Raw genomic sequence first — 23837 nt, forward strand, 5'->3', positions numbered from 1 at the left:
ACTTCGTCGAGGCCCAGGTGCTGCAGTCCCTCGGCGTCGACTACATCGACGAGTCCGAGGTCCTCACCCCGGCCGACGAGGTCAACCACTCCGACAAGTGGGCCTTCACCACCCCCTTCGTCTGCGGCGCCACCAACCTGGGCGAGGCCCTGCGCCGCATCGCCGAGGGCGCCGCGATGATCCGCTCCAAGGGCGAGGCCGGCACCGGCAACGTCGTCGAGGCCGTGCGGCACCTGCGCCAGATCAAGAACGAGATCGCCCGCCTGCGCGGTTACGACAACCACGAGCTGTACGCCGCCGCCAAGGAGCTGCGCGCCCCGTACGAGCTGGTCAAGGAGGTCGCCGAGCTGGGCAAGCTCCCGGTGGTCCTCTTCTCCGCCGGTGGCGTCGCCACTCCGGCCGACGCGGCCCTGATGCGCCAGCTCGGCGCCGAGGGCGTCTTCGTCGGCTCCGGCATCTTCAAGTCCGGCGACCCGGCCAAGCGCGCCGCCGCCATCGTGAAGGCCACCACCTTCTACGACGACCCGAAGATCATCGCGGACGCCTCCCGCAACCTCGGCGAGGCCATGGTCGGCATCAACTGCGACACCCTCCCCGAGACCGAGCGCTACGCCAACCGCGGCTGGTAAGGCACATCAGAGACATGACCGAAGCACCTGTGATCGGCGTCCTGGCCCTCCAGGGCGACGTACGGGAGCACCTCGTGGCCCTGGCCGCGGCCGACGCCGTGGCCAGGCCGGTGCGGCGCCCCGAGGAACTCGCCGAGGTGGACGGCCTGGTCATCCCCGGCGGCGAGTCCACGACCATCTCCAAGCTGGCCGTGCTGTTCGGCGTGATGGAGCCGCTCCGCGCGCGTGTGCGCGACGGCATGCCCGTCTACGGCACCTGCGCCGGCATGATCATGCTCGCGGACAAGATCCTCGACCCGCGCTCGGGCCAGGAGACCGTCGGCGGCATCGACATGATCGTGCGCCGCAACGCCTTCGGCCGGCAGAACGAGTCCTTCGAGGCGGCCGTCGACGTCAAGGGCGTGGCGGGCGACCCCGTGGAGGGCGTCTTCATCCGCGCCCCCTGGGTCGAGTCCGTCGGCGCCGCCGCCGAGGTGCTCGCCGAGCACGAGGGCCACATCGTCGCCGTCCGCCAGGGCAACGCGCTGGCCACGTCGTTCCACCCGGAGCTGACCGGAGACCACCGGGTGCACGCCCTGTTCGTCGCCATGGTGAGGGCGAACCGGACAGCCGAGTCCTTGTAGGATTCCTGCGTTCGTTGCTGAGATGGGTTACGCGAAGGAGACAGGCAGATGTCCGGCCACTCTAAATGGGCCACGACGAAGCACAAGAAGGCCGTCATCGATGCCAAGCGCGGCAAGCTCTTCGCGAAGCTGATCAAGAACATCGAGGTGGCGGCCCGGATGGGCGGCGCCGACCCCGAGGGCAACCCGACGCTCTACGACGCCATCCAGAAGGCGAAGAAGTCGTCGGTCCCCAACAAGAACATCGACTCCGCGGTCAAGCGCGGCGCGGGCCTGGAGGCCGGCGGCGCCGACTACGAGACGATCATGTACGAGGGCTACGGCCCGAACGGTGTCGCGGTGCTCATCGAGTGCCTCACCGACAACCGCAACCGCGCGGCCTCCGAGGTCCGTGTCGCCATGACCCGCAACGGCGGCTCCATGGCCGACCCGGGCTCGGTGTCGTACCTGTTCAACCGCAAGGGCGTCGTGATCGTCCCCAAGGGCGAGCTGACCGAGGACGACGTCCTCGGCGCCGTCCTGGACGCCGGCGCCGAGGAGGTCAACGACCTCGGCGAGAGCTTCGAGGTCATCAGCGAGGCCACCGACCTGGTCGCGGTCCGCACCGCCCTCCAGGACGCCGGCATCGACTACGACTCCGCCGACGCCAACTTCGTCCCGACCATGCAGGTCGAACTGGACGAGGAGGGCGCCAAGAAGATCTTCAAGCTGATCGACGCGCTGGAGGACAGCGACGACGTGCAGAACGTCTTCGCCAACTTCGACGTCAGCGACGAGGTCATGGAGAAGGTCGACGCCTGACCCCCCCCGCACGGGTTCCAACGGGCCGACGGGACACACCCCGTCGGCCCGTCGCGTTGTCGGTGGCACCCGATAGCCTGCACGAACTGGGGGCACCGCCCAGCGGTAGCCGGGGGAGAGCGAAAGGGAGTTGCGCGTGCGCGTGCTGGGGGTGGACCCGGGACTGACCCGGTGCGGAGTGGGCGTCGTCGAGGGAGTCGCCGGACGGCCGCTCACGATGATCGGCGTCGGGGTCGTCCGCACGCCCGCCGACGCGGACCTCGGCCACCGCCTCGTCGCCGTCGAGCAGGGCATCGAGCGGTGGCTCGACGAGCACCGCCCCGAGTTCGTCGCGGTGGAGCGCGTCTTCAGCCAGCACAACGTCCGTACGGTGATGGGCACGGCCCAGGCCAGTGCCGTCGCCATGCTCTGCGCCGCCCGTCGGGGCATCCCCGTCGCGCTGCACACCCCCAGCGAGGTCAAGGCCGCCGTCACCGGCAGCGGCCGGGCCGACAAGGCCCAGGTGGGCGCCATGGTGACCCGGCTGCTCCGGCTCAGCGCACCGCCCAAGCCCGCCGACGCGGCCGACGCCCTCGCCCTCGCCATCTGCCACATCTGGCGCGCCCCCGCGCAGAACCGGCTCCAGCAGGCCGTCGCCCGGCACACCGCCACAACGCCGGCCACGGCAACGACCCCAGCACCGAAAGGCCGTACGGCATGATCGCCTTCGTCAGCGGCACAGTGGCCGCCCTCGCCCCGGACGCCGCGGTCGTCGAGGTCGGCGGCGTCGGCATGGCCGTCCAGTGCACGCCCAACACGCTCTCCACGCTCCGCGTGGGCCGGCCGGCCAAGCTCCACACGTCCCTGGTCGTGCGCGAGGACTCCCTCACCCTCTACGGCTTCGCCGACGACGACGAGCGGCAGGTCTTCGAACTGCTGCAGACCGCCAGCGGCGTGGGTCCCCGGCTCGCCCAGGCCATGCTCGCCGTGCACACCCCCGACGCCCTGCGCCGGGCCGTCTCCACCGGCGACGAGAAGGCCCTCACGGCCGTCCCCGGCATCGGCAAGAAGGGCGCCCAGAAACTGCTGCTGGAGCTGAAGGACCGGCTCGGCGCCCCGGTCGGCGCCCCCGCCGTCGGCGCCCCGGTCAGCACCGGCTGGCGCGACCAGCTGCACGCCGCCCTCATCGGCCTCGGGTACGCGACCCGCGAGGCCGACGAGGCCGTCGCCGCCGTGGCCCCGCAGGCCGAGGCCGCCGAGGGCACGCCCCAGGTCGGCCGGTTGCTGAAGGCGGCCCTCCAGACCCTGAACCGCGCCCGCTGACCCCCACCCCCCGAGGCACATCACATGAACTGGGACGACACGACCGACGCCGAGGCCGCCGAGCCGCTCGCCGGGCCCGCCGAGGAACGGCTGGTGGACTCCGCCGCGGACCGTGAGGACCAGGCCGTCGAGGCCGCCCTGCGCCCCAAGGACCTGGGCGAGTTCATCGGCCAGGAGAAGGTCCGCGAACAGCTCGACCTCGTCCTGCGCGCCGCACGCGCGCGTGGGGCCACCGCCGACCACGTGCTGCTCTCCGGCGCCCCCGGCCTCGGCAAGACCACCCTGTCGATGATCATCGCGGCCGAGATGGGCGCCCCGATCCGCATCACGTCCGGGCCCGCCATCCAGCACGCCGGCGACCTCGCCGCGATCCTCTCCTCCCTCCAGGAGGGCGAGGTCCTCTTCCTCGACGAGATCCACCGCATGTCCCGGCCCGCCGAGGAGATGCTGTACATGGCGATGGAGGACTTCCGCGTCGACGTCATCGTCGGCAAGGGCCCCGGCGCCACGGCCATCCCGCTGGAGCTGCCCCCCTTCACCCTGGTCGGCGCCACCACCCGCGCCGGCCTGCTGCCGCCCCCGCTGCGCGACCGCTTCGGCTTCACGGCACACATGGAGTTCTACGAACCGGCCGAACTGGAGCGGGTCGTGCACCGCTCGGCGAACCTCCTGGAGGTGGAGATCGACCCGGCGGGAGCGGCCGAGATCGCCGGCCGCTCCCGCGGCACCCCCCGCATCGCCAACCGCCTGCTGCGCCGCGTCCGCGACTACGCGCAGGTCAAGGCCGACGGCCGGATCACGCGGGACATCGCCGCGGCCGCCCTCGCCGTCTACGAGGTGGACGCACGCGGCCTCGACCGCCTCGACCGGGCCGTGCTGCAGGCCCTGCTCAAACTCTTCGGCGGCGGCCCTGTCGGCCTGTCCACGCTCGCTGTCGCGGTGGGGGAGGAGCGTGAGACCGTGGAAGAGGTCGCCGAACCCTTCCTCGTACGGGAGGGACTGCTCGCCCGCACCCCGCGCGGCCGGGTCGCCACCCCCGCCGCCTGGGCGCACCTCGGCCTCACCCCGCCCCGCTCCCAGACCGCCGGAAACGGACAACAGGACCTGTTCGGGGCGTGACGGCGCCGTCACCGCTCCGGGTCGGCGAGGACAGTGGCCGGAGGAGGAACCCCGGTGCCATGCTGAGCGTTGTTCCATGCGCGCGGACTCGCTTAGACTCCGCCGATGCCGCCTTTGTCGGCGGCGTACACACCCCCAACCATCTGGCCGCTCACAGCGCGGTCGTGTGAAGGAAGTACCGACCCGTGAGTCTCCTGACCCTCCTCCCGTTCATCGTGCTCATCGGGGCCATGTTCCTGATGACCCGATCGGCCAAGAAGAAGCAGCAGCAGGCCGTGGAGATGCGGAACCAAATGCAGCCCGGCAGCGGCGTCCGCACCATCGGGGGCATGTACGCCACGGTCAAGGAGGTCAACGAGGACACCGTCCTCCTCGACGCCGGGCCGGGCGTCGAGCTCCTCTTCGCCAAGAACGCCATCGGTGCCGTCCTCACCGACGACGAGTACAACCGCATCGTCCACGGCATCGAGCACGACCTGAAGTCCGACGCCGACCTCGTCCCGGACGACGCCTCCTCCCTCACCGGGACCGGCGACTCCGTCACCGACGCCCCCGCTGACGACAAGGCCGTCGACCTCGGCAAGAAGGACACGGCCGACGAACCGGCCGACCAGGCCCCGGCCGGCGAGGCGAGGACGGACGCGGAGCCGAAGAAGACCGACGGCGACTCCGAGGCGAAGTAGTCGTGGGCCCGGGGGGGGGGGGGGGGGGGGGGGCCCCCCCCCACCCCGGGACACGCCATAGCTCGCACGGAATCCCGACACCATGTCATGGCCGCCCGTCCGCCGACCCGGAGCGAGGCGGCCCGAGAGGGAGTACGAGAAGGTGGCCACACCTAAAAAGGGCCGGAGCGCGAGCGCCCAGAGCAAGCCGGGGCGCTCGCTGGCCCTGATCCTGATCGCCATCGCGGCGCTCACCGGCGGAATGTTCGCCTCGGGGCACACGACCCCGCGCCTCGGCATCGACCTGGCCGGCGGCACGAGCATCACGCTCCGCGCGGTCCCCGAGGCGGGCAACGAGTCGGCGATCAACAAGACCAACATGGACACCGCAGTCTCCATCATGGAGCGCCGTGTCAATGGTCTGGGCGTCTCCGAGTCCGAGGTCCAGACGCAGGGCCGGGAAAACATCATCGTCAACATTCCCAAGGGCACCAACTCGGAGCAGGCCCGCAAGCAGGTCGGCACCACCGCCAAGCTCTACTTCCGCCCGGTCCTCGCCACCGAGGTCTCCGGCGGCGGCACGGCCCCGTCGCCGAGCCCCACCGGAAGCCCTTCGGGCAGCCCCTCGGGCCAGCCGTCCGGCAAGGCCAGCGACAAGCCGGAGGCCACCGACAAGGGATCCGGATCCCCGTCCGCCTCTCCCACCACGCAGGGCCGTGCCGTCACGGACGCGCTCAAGGCCGACGCCACGCCGTCCGCGAGCGCCTCGGACAAGGCGACGTCCAGCCCCTCCCCGTCCGCGAGCGGAGGCACCGCCGAAGCCGCCGCGGGCAAGCTCCAGGAGCAGTACGCCAAGCTCGACTGCACCGACGAGAAGACCCGCTCCACCGTCGGTGACACCGCCAAGGCCTCCGACCCGACACTGGCCTGCGGCCAGAACGCGCAGGGCCAGTGGCAGAAGTACATCCTCGGCCCGGCCGAGGTCGACGGCACGGACGTCGACAAGGCCCAGGCCGTCCTGAACACCCAGACCGGTGCGGGCTGGACCGTCACGATGGACTTCACGGACGGCGGCGCCAAGAAGTTCGCGGACATCACCGGCAAGCTGGCGCAGAACCAGTCGCCGCAGAACCAGTTCGCGATCGTCCTCGACGGTGACGTGGTCTCCGACCCGTACGTCCGCCAGGCGCTGACCGGTGGCAACGCCGAGATCTCCGGCAACTTCAACCAGCAGTCGGCCCAGGAACTGGCCAACATGCTGACGTACGGCGCGCTGCCGCTGACCTTCAAGGTCGACAGCATGACCACCGTGACCGCCGCGCTGGGCGGTGACCAGCTGCAGGCCGGCCTGATCGCCGGCGCCATCGGTCTCGCGCTGGTCGTCATCTACCTGCTGGCCTACTACCGCGGCCTGTCCTTCATCGCGATCCTCTCGCTGCTGGTCTCGGCCGCCCTGACCTACACGATCATGTCGCTGCTCGGCCCGACCATCGGCTTCGCGCTGAACCTGCCGGCCGTCTGCGGCGCCATCGTCGCCATCGGCATCACGGCGGACTCGTTCATCGTGTACTTCGAACGCGTCCGTGACGAGATCCGCGAGGGCCGCTCGCTGCGCCCCGCCGTCGAGCGGGCCTGGCCGCGCGCCCGGCGCACCATCCTGGTCTCCGACTTCGTGTCGTTCCTCGCCGCCGCGGTGCTCTTCATCGTCACCGTCGGCAAGGTCCAGGGCTTCGCGTTCACGCTCGGCCTGACCACCCTGCTCGACGTGGTCGTGGTGTTCCTCTTCACCAAGCCGCTGCTGACGCTGATGGCCCGCCGCCCGTTCTTCGCAGGCGGCCACAAGTGGTCCGGCCTCGACCCGAAGAGCCTGGGTGCCCAGCCGCCGCTGCGCCGCACCCGCCGCCCCGCCGCCCCCGTCGACCCCAAGGAGGCCTGAGATGTCGAAACTCGGCAACCTCGGCGCCCGACTGCACCGTGGCGAGGTCGGCTACGACTTCGTCAAGAACCGCAAGATCTGGTACGGCCTGTCCATCCTGATCACCATCACGGCCATCGTCGGCCTGGCGGTCCGCGGCCTGAACATGGGCATCGAGTTCCAGGGCGGCGCCGTCTTCAACACCCCGAAGAACACCGCCGCTTCGGTGACCCAGGCCGAGAGTTACGCGGAAGAGGCCTCCGGCCACGACGCGATCGTCCAGAAGCTCGGCGACGGCAGCCTGCGCATCCAGGTCGCCGGCATCGACACCGGCGCCGCGAACAAGATCAAGAACACCCTCGCCGACGACCTCAAGATCGACCCGGAGCAGATCAACGCCGAACTGGTCGGCCCCAGCTGGGGTGAGCAGATCGCCAACAAGGCCTGGCAGGGCCTCGGCATCTTCCTGGTCCTCGTGGTGATCTATCTGGCGATCGCCTTCGAGTGGCGCATGGCGGTCGCGGCGTTCGTCGCATTGATCCACGACATCACGATCACGGTCGGCATCTACGCCCTGGTCGGCTTCGAGGTCACACCGGGCACGGTGATCGGTCTGCTGACCATCCTCGGTTACTCGCTCTACGACACGGTCGTGGTCTTCGACAGCCTCAAGGAACAGACGAAGGACCTCACCAAGCAGACCCGCTGGACCTACAGCGACGTCGCCAACCGGTCGATCAACAGCACCCTGGTCCGCTCCATCAACACCACGGTCGTCGCGCTGCTGCCGGTGGCGGGCCTGCTGTTCATCGGTGGCGGTGTGCTCGGCGCCGGCATGCTGAACGACATCTCGCTGTCGCTGTTCGTCGGTCTCGCCGCCGGTGCGTACTCCTCGATCTTCATCGCCACGCCGCTCGTCGCCGACCTCAAGGAGCGCGAGCCGCAGATGAAGGCCCTGAAAAAGCGCGTCCTGGCCAAGCGCGCCCAGGCCGCCGCCAAGGGCGAGACCGAGGTCCACGACGACGAGTCGTACGCCGGTGAGCCCGAGGACGACGCCGCTCCCGCCGTCGTCGGCCCGCGCAACCAGCCCGCCTCGCGCGGTCGCGGCCGCGGCCGTCCCTCCGGGAAGCGCCGATGACGGACATCAGGGAGCTGCTGCTCAGCCGCATCAGGGACGTGGCCGACTACCCGGAGCCGGGCGTGATGTTCAAGGACATCACCCCGCTCCTGGCGGACCCCGCGGCGTTCACTGCCCTCACCGACGCCCTCGCCGAGATCGCCCAGCGCACCGGCGCCACCAAGGTCGTCGGCCTGGAGGCCCGCGGCTTCATCCTCGGCGCCCCGGTCGCCGTCCGCGCCGGACTCGGCTTCATCCCCGTGCGCAAGGCGGGCAAGCTCCCCGGAGCCACCCTCGCCCAGGCCTACGACCTGGAGTACGGCTCGGCGGAGATCGAGGTGCACGCCGAGGACCTCAGCGCCGACGACCGCGTCCTGGTCGTCGACGACGTCCTGGCCACCGGCGGCACCGCCGAGGCCTCGGTCCAGCTCGTCCGCCGGGCCGGCGCCGAGGTCGCGGGTCTCGCCGTGCTGATGGAGCTCGGCTTCCTCGGCGGCCGCGCCCGCCTGGAACCGGCCCTCGCAGGCGCCCCGCTCGAAGCGCTGCTCACGGTCTAGGAACCCTGACGCCAAGCGGCGTACACCGGCAGGACATCGCGGAGGCGGGCCCGGGGGAATCCGGAGCCCGCCTCTTGTGTTTCCCGGGTTGACGGCACTCACAGTGGCCTGAAGGCGATCCTGAGGCCCAGGATGGCTACCATGGGGTCTCCGGAGCCTGACCGGGGGACCCGGATCGCGCACGAGGAGCCCTCTTGCCAGACGAGGCCCAGCACCTGACCGCCGCCAAGCCCGAGTCCGCCTCGGCAGCCGCGGCGAAGCCCGCGCCGAACGCGCCCCACGCGAAGAACGACACCCGCGGGCCGGTCGAGCACGCCCAGTCGGCCCCGATCGACAAGCCCGCCGAGCAGGCGCGCCCCAAGCCCGCCCCGCCGGTGCGGCAGGCTTCCGGTCAGCCGGCCCGCAGCGGCTCCTCCAACCGTGTCCGTGCCCGCCTGGCCCGCCTCGGCGTACAGCGCGCGAACCCGTACAACCCGGTGCTGGAGCCGCTGCTGCGGATAGTGCGCAGCAACGACCCCAAGATCGAGACCGCCACGCTCCGCCAGATCGAGCGCGCCTACCAGGTCGCCGAGCGCTGGCACCGCGGCCAGAAGCGCAAGAGCGGCGACCCGTACATCACGCACCCCCTCGCCGTCACCACCATCCTCGCCGAGCTGGGCATGGATCCGGCCACGCTGATGGCGGGCCTGCTGCACGACACGGTCGAGGACACCGAGTACGGCCTGGAGGACCTGCGCCGCGACTTCGGCGACGTCGTCACCCTGCTCGTCGACGGCGTCACCAAGCTCGACAAGGTCAAGTTCGGCGAGGCCGCCCAGGCCGAGACCGTGCGCAAGATGGTCGTCGCCATGGCCAAGGACCCCCGCGTCCTGGTCATCAAGCTCGCCGACCGCCTGCACAACATGCGCACCATGCGCTACCTCAAGCGCGAGAAGCAGGAGAAGAAGGCGCGCGAGACCCTGGAGATCTACGCGCCGCTCGCCCACCGCCTGGGCATGAACACCATCAAGTGGGAGCTGGAGGACCTCGCCTTCGCGATCCTCTACCCCAAGATGTACGACGAGATCGTCCGCCTGGTCGCCGAGCGCGCGCCCAAGCGCGACGAGTACCTCGCCATCGTCACCGACGAGGTGCAGCAGGACCTCAGGGCGGCCCGCATCAAGGCGACCGTCACCGGCCGCCCGAAGCACTACTACAGCGTCTACCAGAAGATGATCGTCCGCGGCCGTGACTTCGCGGAGATCTACGACCTGGTGGGCATCCGCGTCCTCGTGGACACGGTCCGCGACTGCTACGCCGCGCTCGGCACGGTGCACGCGCGGTGGAACCCGGTCCCCGGCCGGTTCAAGGACTACATCGCGATGCCCAAGTTCAACATGTACCAGTCGCTCCACACGACGGTCATCGGCCCCGGCGGCAAGCCCGTCGAGCTGCAGATCCGCACGTTCGACATGCACCGCCGCGCCGAGTACGGCATCGCCGCGCACTGGAAGTACAAGCAGGAGGCCGTCGCCGGCGCCTCCAAGGTCCGCACGGACGCGCCCAAGTCCTCCGGCAAGGACAAGGACGCCATCAACGACATGGCGTGGCTGCGGCAGCTCCTCGACTGGCAGAAGGAGACCGAGGACCCGGGGGAGTTCCTGGAGTCCCTGCGCTTCGACCTGTCCCGCAACGAGGTCTTCGTCTTCACCCCCAAGGGCGACGTCATAGCGCTCCCGGCGGGGGCCACCCCCGTCGACTTCGCGTACGCCGTGCACACCGAGGTCGGCCACCGCACGATAGGCGCCCGCGTCAACGGCCGTCTGGTCCCGCTGGAGTCCACCCTCGACAACGGCGACCTCGTGGAGGTCTTCACCTCCAAGGCACCCGGCGCCGGGCCCTCCCGCGACTGGCTCGGCTTCGTCAAGTCACCGCGCGCCCGCAACAAGATCCGCGCCTGGTTCTCCAAGGAACGCCGCGACGAGGCGATCGAGCAGGGCAAGGACGCCATCGTCCGCGCCATGCGCAAGCAGAACCTGCCGATCCAGCGCATCCTGACCGGCGACTCCCTGGTGACCCTCGCGCACGAGATGCGCTACGCCGACATCTCCGCGCTGTACGCGGCGATCGGCGAGGGCCACGTCTCCGCGCAGAACATCGTGCAGAAGCTGGTGCAGGCCCTCGGCGGCGAGGAGGCGGCCACCGAGGAGATCGACGAGTCGGTCCCGCCGGCCCGCGGGCGCAGCCGCAAGCGCCGCTCCAGCTCCGACCCGGGCGTCGTCGTCAAGGGCGTCGACGACGTGTGGGTCAAGCTGGCCCGCTGCTGCACGCCCGTGCCAGGCGACCCGATCATCGGCTTCGTCACCCGCGGCAGCGGCGTGTCGGTGCACCGCAGCGACTGTGTGAACGTGGACTCGCTGTCCCGGGAGCCCGAGCGCATCCTCGACGTCGAGTGGGCGCCCACGCAGTCCTCGGTCTTCCTGGTCGCCATCCAGGTCGAGGCCCTGGACCGCTCCCGGCTCCTGTCGGACGTCACACGCGTGCTGTCCGACCAGCACGTCAACATCCTCTCCGCGGCCGTCCAGACCTCCCGCGACCGCGTGGCCACCTCGCGCTTCACCTTCGAGATGGGCGACCCCAAGCACCTCGGCCACGTGCTGAAGGCGGTCAGGGGCGTGGAGGGCGTCTACGACGTCTACCGGGTGACGTCGGCGCGCAACAGGACGTAAAACCCGCCGTAGCGGTCATGCGAAAGGGGCTCCCGTACGGTGCGTACGGGAGCCCCTTTCGGCCGGCTGCCTGTCAGCCGCCGAACTCCTGCAGGCCCTTCAGCGCCTGGTCCAGCAGCGCCTGGCGGCCCTCCAGCTCACGCTGGAGCTTGTCGGCCCGGGCGTTGTTGCCCTGCGCGCGGGCCTGCTCGATCTGGCCCCGCAGCTTGTCCACCGCGGCCTGGAGCTGACCGGTCAGACCCTCGGCACGCGCCCGTGCCTCCGGGTTGGTGCGGCGCCACTCGGCCTCCTCGGCCTCCTGGATGGCCCGCTCGACGGCGTGCATCCGGCCCTCGACCTTCGGCCGGGCGTCCCGCGGCACGTGGCCGATGGCCTCCCAGCGCTCGTTCACGTTCCGGAACGCGGCGCGGGCCGCCTTCAGGTCCGTGATCGGCAGGAGCTTCTCGGCCTCCTCGGCCAGCTCCTCCTTGAGCTTGAGGTTCTCCGCCTGCTCGGCGTCCCGCTCGGCGAAGACCGAGCCGCGCGCCGCGAAGAAGACGTCCTGGGCGCCGCGGAAGCGGTTCCACAGATCGTCCTCGTGTTCGCGCTGGGCGCGGCCCGCGGCCTTCCACTCGGCCATCAGCTCGCGGTAGCGCGCCGCCGTGACGCCCCAGTCCGTCGAGTTCGACAGCGCCTCGGCCTCGGCGACCAGCCGCTCCTTGGTCTTGCGGGCCTCCTCGCGCTGCGCGTCCAGCTGCGCGAAGTGCTGCTTGCGCCGCTTGGAGAACGCCGACCGCGCGTGCGAGAACCGGTGCCACAGCTCGTCGTCGGACTTGCGGTCCAGCCGCGGCAGACCCTTCCAGGTGTCCACCAGGGCGCGCAGCCGCTCGCCCGCCGCCCGCCACTGGTCGGACTGCGACAGCTCCTCCGCCTCGGCGACCAGCGCCTCCTTGGCGTGCCGGGCCTCGTCGGACTGCTTGGCGCGCTGCGCCTTGCGCTCCTCGCGGCGCGCCTCCACCAGCTCCACGAGCTTGTCCAGCCGGACCCGCAGGGCGTCCAGGTCGCCCACCGCGTGATGCGCGTCGACCTGTTCGCGAATGTGGTCGATGGCGGCCTGGGCGTCCTTCGCCGACAGGTCGGTGGTCTTCACTCGCTTCTCGAGGAGGCCGATCTCGACAACCAGGCCCTCGTACTTGCGCTCGAAATAGGCCAGCGCCTCATCGGGTGAGCCTGCCTGCCACGAACCGACGACCTGCTCGCCGTCGGCCGTACGCACGTACACGGTCCCCGTCTCGTCGACGCGGCCCCACGGGTCGCTGCTCACAGCGCCTCCTCCACATGATGCCTGCGAGGGGCTTCGAGCTCCCCCGGGCATCGTCCACAGTTTCGTCACGGCCAACATAGGCGACCGGCGGGGGGCCTGTCCGCATCCCGCGCGACCGAAATTACGCAGTTGGGGGTCAGGATTCGCCGACCGTCGCCTTGTTGATCACGACCGTCGCATGGGGCGCCGTGTTGCCCGTCTGAGGGTCGGGAGCCTGCGCTCCGGCCTTGGCGATCTTCTGCAGCACCTTCATGCCCGCCTCGGACACCGTACCGAACGGTGTGTAGTCGGGCGGCAGCTGACTGTCCTGGTAGACGAGGAAGAACTGGCTGCCACCGCTGTCGCGGCCCTGCTTCGTCTGGGCGTTGTACTGGTTCGCCATCGCGACCGTGCCCGCCGGGTACACCCCGCCCTTGAGGCTCTTGTCCTTCAGGTTCTCGTCCGGGATCGTGTAGCCCGGACCGCCCATGCCCGTGCCCTGCGGGTCACCGCACTGCAGGACGTAGATGCCCTGGTCGGTGAGGCGGTGGCACTTGCTGTGGTCGAAGTACCCCTTGTCGGCGAGGAACTTGAACGAGTTGACGGTGTGCGGGGCCGCCGACGCCTTCAGCGCGATGTCTATCTCGCCGCAGGTCGTGTCCAGCTTCATCGTGTACTTCGCCGACTCGTCGATGGTCATGGCCGGTTCCTTCTTCCAGGTCTCCGACTTGACCTTGCCCGGGGCGGGCTTCTCGCACGGGTCCGGAGCCTTGCTCGGCGAGGCGCTCGGGCTGACCTCCGCGTTCGCGTTCTCCTTCGTGCCGTCGTCCTCGAACGGCTTGGTCAGGAAGACCGTCACGGAGAGCACCACGACCACACCGAGGACCGAGGCGATCACGGAGTTGCGGATACGGGCCTTGCGCCGTGCGTCAGTGCGCCGCTGCTGCTGCCGCAGGTACTTCTCCCGGGCGAGCTGACGCCGCCGCTGTTCCTGGCTGACCACCGGGTTCTCTCCTATGCGTCTGATACGTCGACCGGTACGCGTGGGGCCTGTGCGCCGACCGCCCGCGTGTGCCCCGTACCGTATATGGGTTCGCTGTGGAATCGGCAGCGCCGGTAGGCTCTGACGACATCCGCAGCCGCCCGTATCGACACAACGAAGGACGATCGTGCTCATTGCCGGGTTCCCCGCCGGGGCCTGGGGGACGAACTGCTACCTCGTCGCCCCCGCCGCCGGTGAGGAGTGCGTGATCATCGACCCCGGCCACCAGGCCGCCGACGGCGTCGCGGAGGCGATCGCCAAGCACCGGCTCAAGCCCGTCGCCGTCGTCCTCACCCACGGCCACCTCGACCACGTCGCCTCGGTCGTCCCGGTGTGCGGCGCGCACGACGTGCCGGCCTGGATCCACCCCGACGACCGGTACATGATGAGCGACCCGGAGAAGGCGCTGGGACGCTCGATCGGCATGCCGCTGCTGGGCGAGCTGACCATCGGCGAACCGGACGACGTCAAGGAGCTGACCGATGGCGCCGCGCTCCACCTGGCGGGCCTCGAGCTCACCGTCTCGCACGCGCCGGGCCATACCAAGGGGTCGGTGACCTTCGGCCTGCCCGAGGCGGCGGACATCCCGCCGATCCTGTTCTCGGGCGACCTGCTGTTCGCCGGCTCCATCGGACGCACCGACCTGCCCGGCGGTGACATGGCCGAGATCCTCGACTCGCTGGCCCGCGTGTGCCTGCCGCTCGACGACTCGACCGTGGTGCTGTCCGGCCACGGCCCCCAGACGACCATCGGCCAGGAGCGCGCCACCAACCCGTACCTGCGGCAGGTGGCGGCGGACCGCCAAGGACACGGCGCCGCCGAGGCTCCCCGACGAGGAATGTGACGAGACCTTCCGTGAGCACCTTCAAGGCCCCCAAGGGCACGTACGACCTGATCCCGCCGGACTCCGCGAAGTACCTGGCGGTCCGCGAGGCGATCGCCGCCCCGCTGCGCAACTCCGGCTACGGCTACATCGAGACGCCCGGCTTCGAGAACGTCGAACTGTTCGCACGCGGAGTCGGCGAGTCCACCGACATCGTGACCAAGGAGATGTACGCCTTCGAGACCAAGGGCGGCGACAGGCTCGCCCTGCGGCCCGAAGGCACGGCCTCGGTGCTGCGCGCCGCGCTGGAGGCCAACCTGCACAAGGCGGGCAACCTCCCGGTCAAGCTCTGGTACTCCGGCTCGTACTACCGCTACGAGCGCCCCCAGAAGGGCCGCTACCGCCACTTCTCGCAGGTCGGTGCCGAGGCCATCGGCGCGGAGGACCCGGCGCTCGACGCCGAGCTGATCATCCTGGCCGACCAGGCCTACCGCTCGCTGGGCCTGAGCGACTTCCGGATCCTGCTCAACAGCCTGGGCGACAAGGAGTGCCGCCCGGTGTACCGGACGGCGCTGCAGGAGTTCCTGCGCGGCCTGGACCTGGACGAGGACACCCTGCGCCGCGCGGACATCAACCCGCTGCGCGTCCTGGACGACAAGCGCCCCGAAGTCCAGAAGCAGCTGGCCGACGCCCCCCTGCTGCGCGACTACCTGTGCGACGCGTGCAAGGCGTACCACGAGGAGGTCCGCGAGCTGATCACGGCGGCGGGCGTCTCCTTCGAGGACGACCCGAAGCTGGTGCGCGGCCTGGACTACTACACCCGCACGACGTTCGAGTTCGTCCACGACGGCCTCGGCTCCCAGTCCGCGGTGGGCGGCGGCGGCCGTTACGACGGCCTCTCCGAGATGATCGGCGGCCCCGCGCTGCCGTCCGTCGGCTGGGCCCTCGGCGTCGACCGTACGGTCCTCGCCCTGGAGGCGGAGGGCATCGAGCTCGAAGTGCCCCCCACGACCAGTGTGTTCGCCGTCCCGCTCGGCGAGGAGGCGCGCCGGGTCCTGTTCGGCAAGGTCACCGAGCTGCGCAAGAACGGCATCGCGACCGACTTCTCCTACGGCGGCAAGGGCCTCAAGGGCGCGATGAAGAACGCCAACCGCAGCGGGGCCCGCTACACGATCGTCGCCGGCGAACGCGACCTCGCCGAGGGCGTCGTCCAGCTCAAGGACATGGAGTCGGGCGAGCAGACGGCGGTGGGCGTGAACGAGATCGTGGCGGAACTCGAAGCCCGGCTGGGCTGATCCGCACGGAAGGGCGCCGGGCCACCCGGCGCCCTTCCTGTTGCTCGGACACCCCGGATCCCGGCGGACCGGCGAAGCGGACCAGCCAGATCCGGCCGACTGTACGAAACCCCCGCCGGCACAGCGCCGCGTCGCACGTTCTCGCGGACCGTCAACTCCGTGCGTGCCGGTTCGCCCTGCCGCGCCATTTCCGATCCGGCCGCGCCACGCGCGCGTGCCGGAGGCCGGGTCCGCCCACGGATGCCGCCGGCGCCGGGCACGTCCCCGCAGCTTCCGGGCCCGGGCGGCGCGGACGCACCCGCATCCCGCCCCGCGACGAGCGGCGGCCGGAACGCAACCCCCGGCGGCGGCCGTGGCGACCTCCTTATGTCCACGGAACGGTGGAGACACAGGCCGGTGCGGCACAATGGCCCTGCCCGGAGAAGTTCAGGTCTCAAGTGACGGAATCGGCGTGATGAGCAAGACGACAGTCAAGGACGTCTCCACGGAGCCCGAGCCGGAGCGCGCCGACATCGCGCCCCGCACGGAGGGCGGCAGCCGGGCCCTCGCCCTGCTGCTCGTGATCACCGGCGCGGCCGGACTGCTCGCCGCCTGGGTCATCACCCTCGACAAGTTCAAGCTCCTGGAAGCCAAGGTCGAGGGCAAGACGTTCACCCCGGGCTGCAGCCTCAACCCGGTCGTCTCCTGCGGCAGCGTCATGGAGAGCAAGCAGGCCGCCGTCTTCGGCTTCCCGAACCCGATGCTCGGCCTGGTCGCGTACGGCATCGTCGTCTGCGTCGGCGTCAGCCTGCTCGCCCGCGCCCGCTACCCGCGCTGGTACTGGCTCACCTTCAACGCCGGCTGCCTGTTCGGCGTCGCCTTCTGCGCCTGGCTGATGTTCCAGTCCCTGTACCGGATCAACGCCCTGTGCCTGTGGTGCTGCCTCGCCTGGGTCGCGACGATCATCATGTTCTGGTACGTCACGTCGTTCAACATCCGCAAGGGCTTCCTGCCGGCCCCGGGCTGGCTCAAGGGCTTCTTCGGCGAGTTCACCTGGGTCATGCCCGTGCTGCACATCGGCATCATCGGCATGCTGATCCTGACGCGCTGGTGGGACTTCTGGACCAGCTGACCCGGGCGCTCCGGGCCCCGGCCGGATTGTCAGTGCGGTGATTTAGGGTTTCTCACGTGGAGCCCGACCTGTTCACCGCCGCAGCCGAAGAACGCCAGGAGAAGGAGCCGTCCAGCAGCCCCCTGGCCGTGCGGATGCGCCCGCGCACCCTCGACGAGGTGGTGGGCCAGCAGCACCTGCTGAAGCCCGGCTCGCCCCTGCGCAGACTGGTCGGTGAGGCCGCCTCCGGCCCGGCCGGCCCCTCCTCGGTGATCCTCTGGGGCCCGCCCGGCACCGGCAAGACCACCCTGGCCTACGTCGTCTCCAAGGCGACCGACGCCCGTTTCGTGGAGCTGTCCGCGATCACCGCCGGCGTCAAGGAGGTCCGCGCGGTCATCGACGGCGCCCGCCGCGCCTCCGGCGGCTACGGCAAGGAGACCGTCCTCTTCCTCGACGAGATCCACCGCTTCAGCAAGGCCCAGCAGGACTCCCTGCTCCCGGCCGTCGAGAACCGCTGGGTGACGCTCATCGCGGCGACGACGGAGAACCCGTACTTCTCGATCATCTCCCCGCTGCTGTCACGCTCCCTGCTCCTCACCCTCGAACCGCTCACGGACGACGACATCAGGAGCCTCCTGCGCCGCGCCCTCACCGACGAGCGCGGCCTCAAGGGCGCCGTCGCCCTCCCCGAGGAGACCGAGAGCCACCTCCTGCGCATCGCCGGCGGCGACGCCCGCCGAGCCCTCACCGCCCTGGAGGCGGCCGCCGGAGCCGCCCTCGACAAGGGCGAGGCGGAGATCGGCCTGACCACCCTGGAGGAGACGGTCGACCGGGCCGCCGTGAAGTACGACCGCGACGGCGACCAGCACTACGACGTGGCCAGCGCCCTGATCAAGTCCATCCGCGGCTCCGACGTCGACGCCGCCCTGCACTACCTGGCCCGGATGATCGAGGCCGGCGAGGACCCCCGCTTCATCGCCCGGCGCCTGATGATCTCCGCGAGCGAGGACATCGGCCTCGCGGACCCGACCGCCCTTCAGACGGCGGTCGCCGCCGCCCAGGCCGTCGCCATGATCGGCTTCCCCGAGGCCGCCCTCACCCTCAGCCACGCCACGATCGCGCTCGCCCTGGCCCCGAAGTCCAACGCGGCGACCACCGCGATCGGCGCCGCCCTGGAGGACGTGCGCAAGGGCCTGGCCGGACCGGTCCCCGCCCACCTGCGCGACAGCCACTACAAGGGCGCGACCAAGCTCGGCCACGGCCAGGGCTACGTCTACCCGCACGACCTGCCCGAGGGCATCGCCGCCCAGCAGTACGCCCCGGACGCCCTCAAGGACCGCGAGTACTACGAGCCGACCCGGCACGGCGCGGAGGCCCGTTACGCGGACGCGGTCGAGTGGACCAGGAAGAACCTCGGTCGAAAGCGGTCCTGAGGACCCTGTAAACTCGTCCGGAGTGCCGCGTCCCGTGCAGTCAGAACGGGACAGCCGGCCGGAGCCGGTCCTCCGGGATCTGCTCCAGGAGCGTCGCGCACCGTCGAAGGTGTCGCGGGCAGCCCACCACCCCTCGTCCAGCGGACGGGACCGGTCGGTGGGCCACTCGCGTGCTGCACGTATGTGCCCAGACCAGGGGAGCGGCTGCCCACCGAGGTCCGTCAGGACCGAGGCGGGTTTCCCCGGCTGCGGATGCGACCTCCCACCACCCTGACAAGCCGAATCAAGGAAATGAGAAGCAGTGGCGAACCAGTCCCGCCCCAAGGTCAAGAAGTCGCGTGCCCTCGGCATCGCGCTGACCCCGAAGGCCGTCAAGTACTTCGAGGCCCGTCCCTACCCGCCGGGTGAGCACGGCCGCGGCCGCAAGCAGAACTCGGACTACAAGGTCCGTCTGCTGGAGAAGCAGCGTCTGCGCGCGCAGTACGACGTGTCCGAGCGTCAGCTCGTCCGCGCCTACGAGCGTGCCTCCAAGGTCCAGGGCAAGACCGGTGAGGCCCTGATCATCGAGCTGGAGCGCCGTCTCGACGCCCTGGTCCTGCGTTCGGGCATCGCCCGCACGATCTACCAGGCCCGCCAGATGGTCGTCCACGGCCACATCCAGGTCAACGGCAAGAAGGTCGACAAGCCCTCCTTCCGTGTCCGCCCGGACGACGTCGTGCAGGTCCGCGACCGCTCCAAGGAGAAGACCCTCTTCACGATCGCCCGTGAGGGTGGCTTCGCCCCCGAGGGCGAGACCCCGCGCTACCTCCAGGTGAACCTCAAGGCCCTGGCGTTCCGCCTGGACCGCGAGCCGAACCGCAAGGAGATCCCGGTGATCTGCGACGAGCAGCTCGTCGTCGAGTACTACGCCCGCTGATCCCCGGCAGGCACGCGGTACTTCAGCCCGCCGTCTCCCCGCCCCCGTGGCGGGCGAGGCGGCGGGCTTTCGCGATTGCCCCGTCGCCGGGCGGATATCCGGTACGGAGCGCCACCCCCGGCGCGATAGGCTCGTCGCACGACTTTTTCGATGTTCAGGCACGTTTCAGGGAGCGGGTGCACACAGTGTCCGGTGGAGAGGTTGCCGGGATTCTGGTGGCCGTCTTCTGGGCGATCCTGGTCTCCTTCCTCGCCGTCGCCCTGGCGAGGCTGGCCCAGACGCTCAAGGCGACCACCAAACTCGTCGCGGATGTGACCGACCAGGCCGTCCCGCTCCTGGCAGAGGCCTCCACGGCGGTGCGCTCGGCGCAGACCCAGATCGACCGGGTCGACGCGATCGCCTCCGACGTCCAGGAGGTCACGTCGAACGCCTCCGCGCTGTCGACCACCGTCGCCTCCACCTTCGGCGGCCCCCTGGTCAAGGTCGCCGCCTTCGGCTACGGCGTGCGCCGGGCCCTCGGCGGCCGCAAGGAGGACGTGCCCGCCACCGCGTCCAGGCGTACCGTGATCGTGGGCCGTACGGTCTCTCGGCGCAGCGCCCGAGGGAAGAGGGACTGAGAGCCAGCGATGTTCCGCCGTACCTTCTGGTTCACCACGGGCGTCGCAGCCGGTGTGTGGGCCACCACCAAGGTCAACCGCAAGCTGAAGCAGCTGACCCCCGAAAGCCTCGCCAAGGCCGCCGGCAACAAGGCGATCGAGGCCGGTCACCGCCTCAAGGACCGCGCCGTGGGCTTCGCGCTCGACGTCCGCGCCAACATGGCCGTCCGCGAGGCCGAGCTGGGTGAGGCCCTCGGGATCAACCAGAATCCCGAACTCCCCGGCCCCCGGCGGTACGCCGCCATCGAGAACCGCAACGACCCGAAGTACGTCGAGGGTTCGACGTACCAGACGTACACGTACAACCGGAATGAGGACCACTGATGGAGTCGGCCGAGATTCGCCGCCGTTGGCTGAGCTTCTTCGAGGAGCGCGGGCACACCGTCGTCCCTTCGGCGTCGCTCATCGCGGACGACCCGACTCTGCTCCTCGTCCCCGCCGGCATGGTGCCCTTCAAGCCGTACTTCCTCGGTGAGGTCAAGCCCCCCTTCGACCGCGCCACGAGCGTGCAGAAGTGCGTGCGCACGCCGGACATCGAAGAGGTCGGCAAGACCACCCGGCACGGCACGTTCTTCCAGATGTGCGGCAACTTCTCCTTCGGCGACTACTTCAAGGAAGGCGCCATCAAGCTCGCCTGGGAGCTGCTCACCAGCCCCCAGGACAAGGGCGGTTACGGCCTCGACCCCGAGCGTCTGTGGATCACGGTCTACAAGGACGACGACGAGGCCGAGCGCATCTGGCACGAGGTCGTCGGCGTGCCGAAGGAGCGCATCCAGCGCCTCGGCATGAAGGACAACTACTGGTCCATGGGCGTCCCCGGCCCGTGCGGCCCCTGCTCCGAGATCAACTACGACCGCGGCCCCGAGTTCGGCGCCGAGGGCGGTCCCGCCGTCAACGACGAGCGGTACGTGGAGATCTGGAACCTGGTCTTCATGCAGTACGAGCGGGGCGAGGGCACCGGCAAGGACAACTTCGAGATCCTCGGCGAACTGCCCAGCAAGAACATCGACACCGGCCTCGGCCTCGAACGCCTCGCCATGATTCTGCAGGGCGTGCAGAACATGTACGAGATCGACACCTCGATGGCCGTCATCAAGAAGGCCACCGAGCTGACCGGTGTCGCCTACGGCGACGCCCACGCCTCGGACGTCTCCCTGCGCGTGGTCACCGACCACATGCGCACGGCCACCATGCTCATCGGCGACGGTGTCACCCCCGGCAACGAGGGCCGCGGTTACGTGCTGCGCCGCATCATGCGCCGCGCCATCCGCAACATGCGCCTGCTCGGCGCCACCGGTCCGGTCGTCAAGGACCTGATCGACGTCGTCATCGGCATGATGGGGCAGCAGTACCCGGAGCTCATCACCGACCGCGAGCGCATCGAGAAGGTCGCCCTCGCCGAGGAGAACGCCTTCCTCAAGACGCTGAAGGCCGGCACCAACATCCTCGACACCGCCGTCACCGAGACCAAGCAGGCCGGCTCCACCGTCCTGCCCGGCGACAAGGCCTTCCTGCTCCACGACACCTGGGGCTTCCCGATCGACCTCACCCTGGAGATGGCCGCCGAGCAGGGGCTGTCCGTGGACGAGGAGGGCTTCCGCCGCCTGATGAAGGAGCAGCGGGAGCGCGCCAAGGCCGACGCCCAGGCCAAGAAGACCGGCCACGCCGACATGGGCGCCTACCGCGAGATCGCCGACCGCGCCGGTGCCACGGACTTCATCGGCTACACCGACACCGAGGGCGAGTCGACGATCGTCGGCATCCTCGTCGACGGCGTCTCCTCCCCGGCCGCCACCGAGGGCGACGAGGTCGAGATCGTCCTCGACCGCACTCCCTTCTACGCCGAGGGCGGCGGCCAGATCGGTGACACCGGCCGGATCAAGGCCGACTCCGGTGCCGTCATCGAGATCCGCGACTGCCAGAAGCCGGTCCCCGGCGTCTACGTGCACAAGGGCGTCGTGCAGGTCGGCGAGGTCACGGTCGGTGCCAAGGCCCACGCCTCGATCGACAGCCGCCGACGCAAGGCCATCGCCCGCGCCCACTCGGCCACGCACCTGACCCACCAGGCCCTGCGCGACGCCCTCGGCCCGACGGCCGCCCAGGCCGGTTCCGAGAACCAGCCCGGCCGCTTCCGCTTCGACTTCGGTTCCCCGTCGGCCGTTCCGACGGCCGTGATGACCGACGTCGAGCAGAAGATCAACGAGGTGCTCGCCCGCGACCTGGACGTGCAGGCCGAGGTCATGGGCATCGACGAGGCCAAGAAGCAGGGCGCCATCGCCGAGTTCGGCGAGAAGTACGGCGAGCGCGTGCGCGTGGTCACCATCGGCGACTTCTCCAAGGAGCTGTGCGGCGGCACGCACGTGCACAACACCGCCCAGCTGGGCCTGGTGAAGCTGCTCGGCGAGTCCTCCATCGGCTCCGGTGTGCGCCGTATCGAGGCCCTGGTCGGCGTGGACGCCTACAACTTCCTCGCCCGGGAGCACACGGTCGTCGCCCAGCTCCAGGAGCTGATCAAGGGCCGCCCGGAAGAGCTCCCGGAGAAGGTCTCCGCCATGCTCGGCAAGCTGAAGGACGCCGAGAAGGAGATCGAGAAGTTCCGCGCCGAGAAGGTCCTGCAGGCCGCCGCCGGTCTCGCCGAGTCCGCCAAGGACGTCCGTGGCGTTGCCGTCGTGACCGGTCAGGTGCCGGACGGCACCACCGCTGACGACCTGCGCAAGCTGGTGCTCGACGTGCGCGGACGCATCCAGGGCGGCCGGGCCGCCGTCGTCGCCCTGTTCACGGTGGCGAACGGCAAGCCGCTGACGGTCATCGCCACCAACGAGGCCGCCCGCGAGCGCGGCCTGAAGGCCGGCGACCTGGTCCGCACGGCCGCCAAGACCCTCGGCGGCGGCGGTGGCGGCAAGCCGGACGTCGCCCAGGGCGGCGGCCAGAACCCGGCCGCCATCGGTGACGCCGTGGACGCCGTCGAGCGCCTCGTCGCCGAGACGGCCAAGTAGGAGACGGTAGAGAACATGCGCAGAGGACGTCGCCTCGCGATCGACGTCGGGGACGCCCGCATCGGGGTCGCCTCGTGCGACCCCGACGGGATCCTCGCCACCCCGGTCGAGACGGTCCCGGGGCGTGACGTCCCCGCAGCTCAGCGGCGGTTGAAGCAACTCGTCGAGGAGTACGAGCCGATCGAGGTCGTGGCCGGCCTGCCGCGCTCCCTCAAGGGGGGCGAGGGGCCGGCCGCCCTCAAGGTCCGCGGTTTCGTCCAGGAACTGGCGCGCATGATCGCCCCGGTTCCGGTGAGGCTCCTGGACGAACGCATGACGACGGTGACGGCCACTCAGGGGCTGCGCGCCTCGGGCGTGAAGTCCAAGAAGGGCCGGTCCGTCATCGACCAGGCAGCGGCCGTGGTGATCCTGCAACAGGCGCTTGAATCCGAACGGGTGTCAGGTAAAGCGCCCGGCGAAGACGTCGAAGTGGTCATCTGATCGCGATACGGTAACGTTCCGCGCGATGCGGCGGCATTCGAACAGCCCCCGCACAGCAAGAGGCGGAACGGGAGCCGAGCCGGAAGCCGCGTGACCGCCGCCTCGCGGCTCTAGGGGATCGATGACTGAGTATGGCCGGGGCCAAGGCTCCGAACCGTGGCATCCGGAGGACCCGTTGTACGGGGACGGCGGATGGGATGGACAGCAGGCCCAGCAGGGTCGGCAGTCCCCTTACGGCGGCCAGCCGCAGCACTACCCGCAGCAGCAGCAGCCGCAGTACGGCGACTGGGGCACCGGTGAGCAGGCCGGATACGGCCAGGCGCAGCAGCAGTACCCGTACGACCAGCAGCAGTACGCGGCACAGCCCCAGGGCCATCAGCAGCACCCCGGT

22 protein-coding genes and 1 pseudogene are annotated in these 23837 nt (G+C 70.3%); 21 read left to right on the forward strand and 2 right to left on the reverse strand.

Translation table 11 applies throughout. The features are described from left to right. The 11 genes from RIN80_RS17785 to relA all read left to right on the forward strand — a co-directional run. The coding region (locus tag RIN80_RS17785; RefSeq protein ID WP_309096578.1) for a pyridoxal 5'-phosphate synthase lyase subunit PdxS at positions 1-629 on the forward strand (629 nt) is incomplete at its 5' end. A 14-nt stretch (positions 630-643) separates the two neighbouring features. Then, positions 644-1252: a pyridoxal 5'-phosphate synthase glutaminase subunit PdxT gene (pdxT, locus tag RIN80_RS17790; protein WP_309096579.1), complete on the forward strand. Its 609-nt coding sequence runs from the start codon at positions 644-646 to the stop codon at positions 1250-1252. Positions 1253-1300: 48 nt separating this feature from the next. Then, positions 1301-2053, forward strand: a complete 753-nt coding sequence (locus RIN80_RS17795) for a YebC/PmpR family DNA-binding transcriptional regulator (RefSeq protein WP_309096580.1) — start codon at positions 1301-1303, stop codon at positions 2051-2053. 136 nt (positions 2054-2189) lie between these two features. Next, positions 2190-2753 (forward strand): crossover junction endodeoxyribonuclease RuvC, encoded by a 564-nt coding sequence (gene ruvC / locus RIN80_RS17800; RefSeq protein ID WP_309096581.1) that lies wholly within the window; start codon positions 2190-2192, stop codon positions 2751-2753. Continuing rightward, positions 2750-3355, forward strand: a complete 606-nt coding sequence (gene ruvA / locus RIN80_RS17805) for a Holliday junction branch migration protein RuvA (RefSeq protein ID WP_309096582.1) — start codon at positions 2750-2752, stop codon at positions 3353-3355. Before ruvC ends, ruvA begins: the two co-directional genes overlap by 4 nt. A 24-nt stretch (positions 3356-3379) precedes the next feature. Beyond that, the gene (gene ruvB, locus RIN80_RS17810) at positions 3380-4474 is read left to right on the forward strand and encodes a Holliday junction branch migration DNA helicase RuvB (RefSeq protein WP_309096583.1); all 1095 of its coding nucleotides are present in this window, start codon (positions 3380-3382) and stop codon (positions 4472-4474) included. 185 nt (positions 4475-4659) lie between these two features. After that, positions 4660-5157 carry a preprotein translocase subunit YajC gene (yajC, locus tag RIN80_RS17815; protein WP_309096584.1) on the forward strand — a complete coding sequence of 166 codons (498 nt, stop codon included), beginning with the start codon at positions 4660-4662 and terminating at the stop codon, positions 5155-5157. Positions 5158-5299: 142 nt separating this feature from the next. Further along, positions 5300-7072 carry a protein translocase subunit SecD gene (secD, locus tag RIN80_RS17820; RefSeq protein WP_309096585.1) on the forward strand — a complete coding sequence of 591 codons (1773 nt, stop codon included), beginning with the start codon at positions 5300-5302 and terminating at the stop codon, positions 7070-7072. A gap of 1 nt (position 7073) precedes the next feature. After that, positions 7074-8189, forward strand: a complete 1116-nt coding sequence (secF, locus tag RIN80_RS17825) for a protein translocase subunit SecF (protein WP_309096586.1) — start codon at positions 7074-7076, stop codon at positions 8187-8189. Next, positions 8186-8725, forward strand: a complete 540-nt coding sequence (locus RIN80_RS17830; protein WP_309096587.1) for an adenine phosphoribosyltransferase — start codon at positions 8186-8188, stop codon at positions 8723-8725. Before secF ends, RIN80_RS17830 begins: the two co-directional genes overlap by 4 nt. Before the next feature lie 194 nt (positions 8726-8919). Further along, a complete protein-coding gene (gene relA, locus RIN80_RS17835) occupies positions 8920-11433 on the forward strand; it encodes a GTP pyrophosphokinase (RefSeq protein WP_309096588.1) in 2514 nt (837 codons plus the stop codon). Between the two features lie 73 nt (positions 11434-11506). Here the strand turns inward: relA and RIN80_RS17840 are convergent, their stop codons facing one another. Both RIN80_RS17840 and RIN80_RS17845 read right to left on the reverse strand, forming a co-directional pair. Continuing rightward, a complete protein-coding gene (locus tag RIN80_RS17840; protein WP_309096589.1) occupies positions 11507-12736 on the reverse strand; it encodes a DUF349 domain-containing protein in 1230 nt (409 codons plus the stop codon). A gap of 136 nt (positions 12737-12872) precedes the next feature. Further along, positions 12873-13718 (reverse strand): peptidylprolyl isomerase, encoded by an 846-nt coding sequence (locus RIN80_RS17845; RefSeq protein ID WP_309096590.1) that lies wholly within the window; start codon positions 13716-13718, stop codon positions 12873-12875. A gap of 166 nt (positions 13719-13884) precedes the next feature. On the opposite strand from RIN80_RS17845, the gene RIN80_RS17850 reads away from it, so the two are divergent. The 10 genes and pseudogenes from RIN80_RS17850 to RIN80_RS17895 form a co-directional block, all read left to right on the forward strand. Further along, entirely contained in the window at positions 13885-14601 is a 717-nt protein-coding gene (locus RIN80_RS17850; protein ID WP_309096591.1) for an MBL fold metallo-hydrolase, read from the forward strand. Positions 14602-14612: 11 nt separating this feature from the next. After that, positions 14613-15875 (forward strand): histidine--tRNA ligase, encoded by a 1263-nt coding sequence (gene hisS / locus RIN80_RS17855; RefSeq protein ID WP_309096592.1) that lies wholly within the window; start codon positions 14613-14615, stop codon positions 15873-15875. 454 nt (positions 15876-16329) lie between these two features. Next, the gene (locus RIN80_RS17860; protein ID WP_309096593.1) at positions 16330-16986 is read left to right on the forward strand and encodes a vitamin K epoxide reductase family protein; all 657 of its coding nucleotides are present in this window, start codon (positions 16330-16332) and stop codon (positions 16984-16986) included. Positions 16987-17042: 56 nt separating this feature from the next. After that, on the forward strand, positions 17043-18398 hold the full coding sequence (locus tag RIN80_RS17865; RefSeq protein ID WP_309096594.1) for a replication-associated recombination protein A: 1356 nt from the start codon (positions 17043-17045) through the stop codon (positions 18396-18398). Between the two features lie 301 nt (positions 18399-18699). Next, the gene (rpsD, locus tag RIN80_RS17870; protein ID WP_309096595.1) at positions 18700-19314 is read left to right on the forward strand and encodes a 30S ribosomal protein S4; all 615 of its coding nucleotides are present in this window, start codon (positions 18700-18702) and stop codon (positions 19312-19314) included. A gap of 176 nt (positions 19315-19490) precedes the next feature. Further along, positions 19491-19931, forward strand: coding sequence for a DUF948 domain-containing protein (locus RIN80_RS17875; RefSeq protein WP_309096596.1), 441 nt, complete (start codon positions 19491-19493; stop codon positions 19929-19931). 9 nt (positions 19932-19940) lie between these two features. Continuing rightward, the gene (locus RIN80_RS17880; RefSeq protein WP_309096597.1) at positions 19941-20294 is read left to right on the forward strand and encodes a hypothetical protein; all 354 of its coding nucleotides are present in this window, start codon (positions 19941-19943) and stop codon (positions 20292-20294) included. Next, positions 20294-22966, forward strand: coding sequence for an alanine--tRNA ligase (gene alaS, locus RIN80_RS17885; protein WP_309096598.1), 2673 nt, complete (start codon positions 20294-20296; stop codon positions 22964-22966). Before RIN80_RS17880 ends, alaS begins: the two co-directional genes overlap by 1 nt. Before the next feature lie 15 nt (positions 22967-22981). Next, the gene (ruvX, locus tag RIN80_RS17890; protein WP_094057801.1) at positions 22982-23446 is read left to right on the forward strand and encodes a Holliday junction resolvase RuvX; all 465 of its coding nucleotides are present in this window, start codon (positions 22982-22984) and stop codon (positions 23444-23446) included. A 175-nt stretch (positions 23447-23621) separates the two neighbouring features. Further along, positions 23622-23837 (forward strand): annotated as a pseudogene (locus RIN80_RS17895) (hypothetical protein); the annotation flags it as partial.

The organism is Streptomyces sp., from assembly GCF_031181705.1.
In the GTDB taxonomy this organism is placed as follows: Bacteria; Actinomycetota; Actinomycetes; order Streptomycetales; family Streptomycetaceae; genus Streptomyces.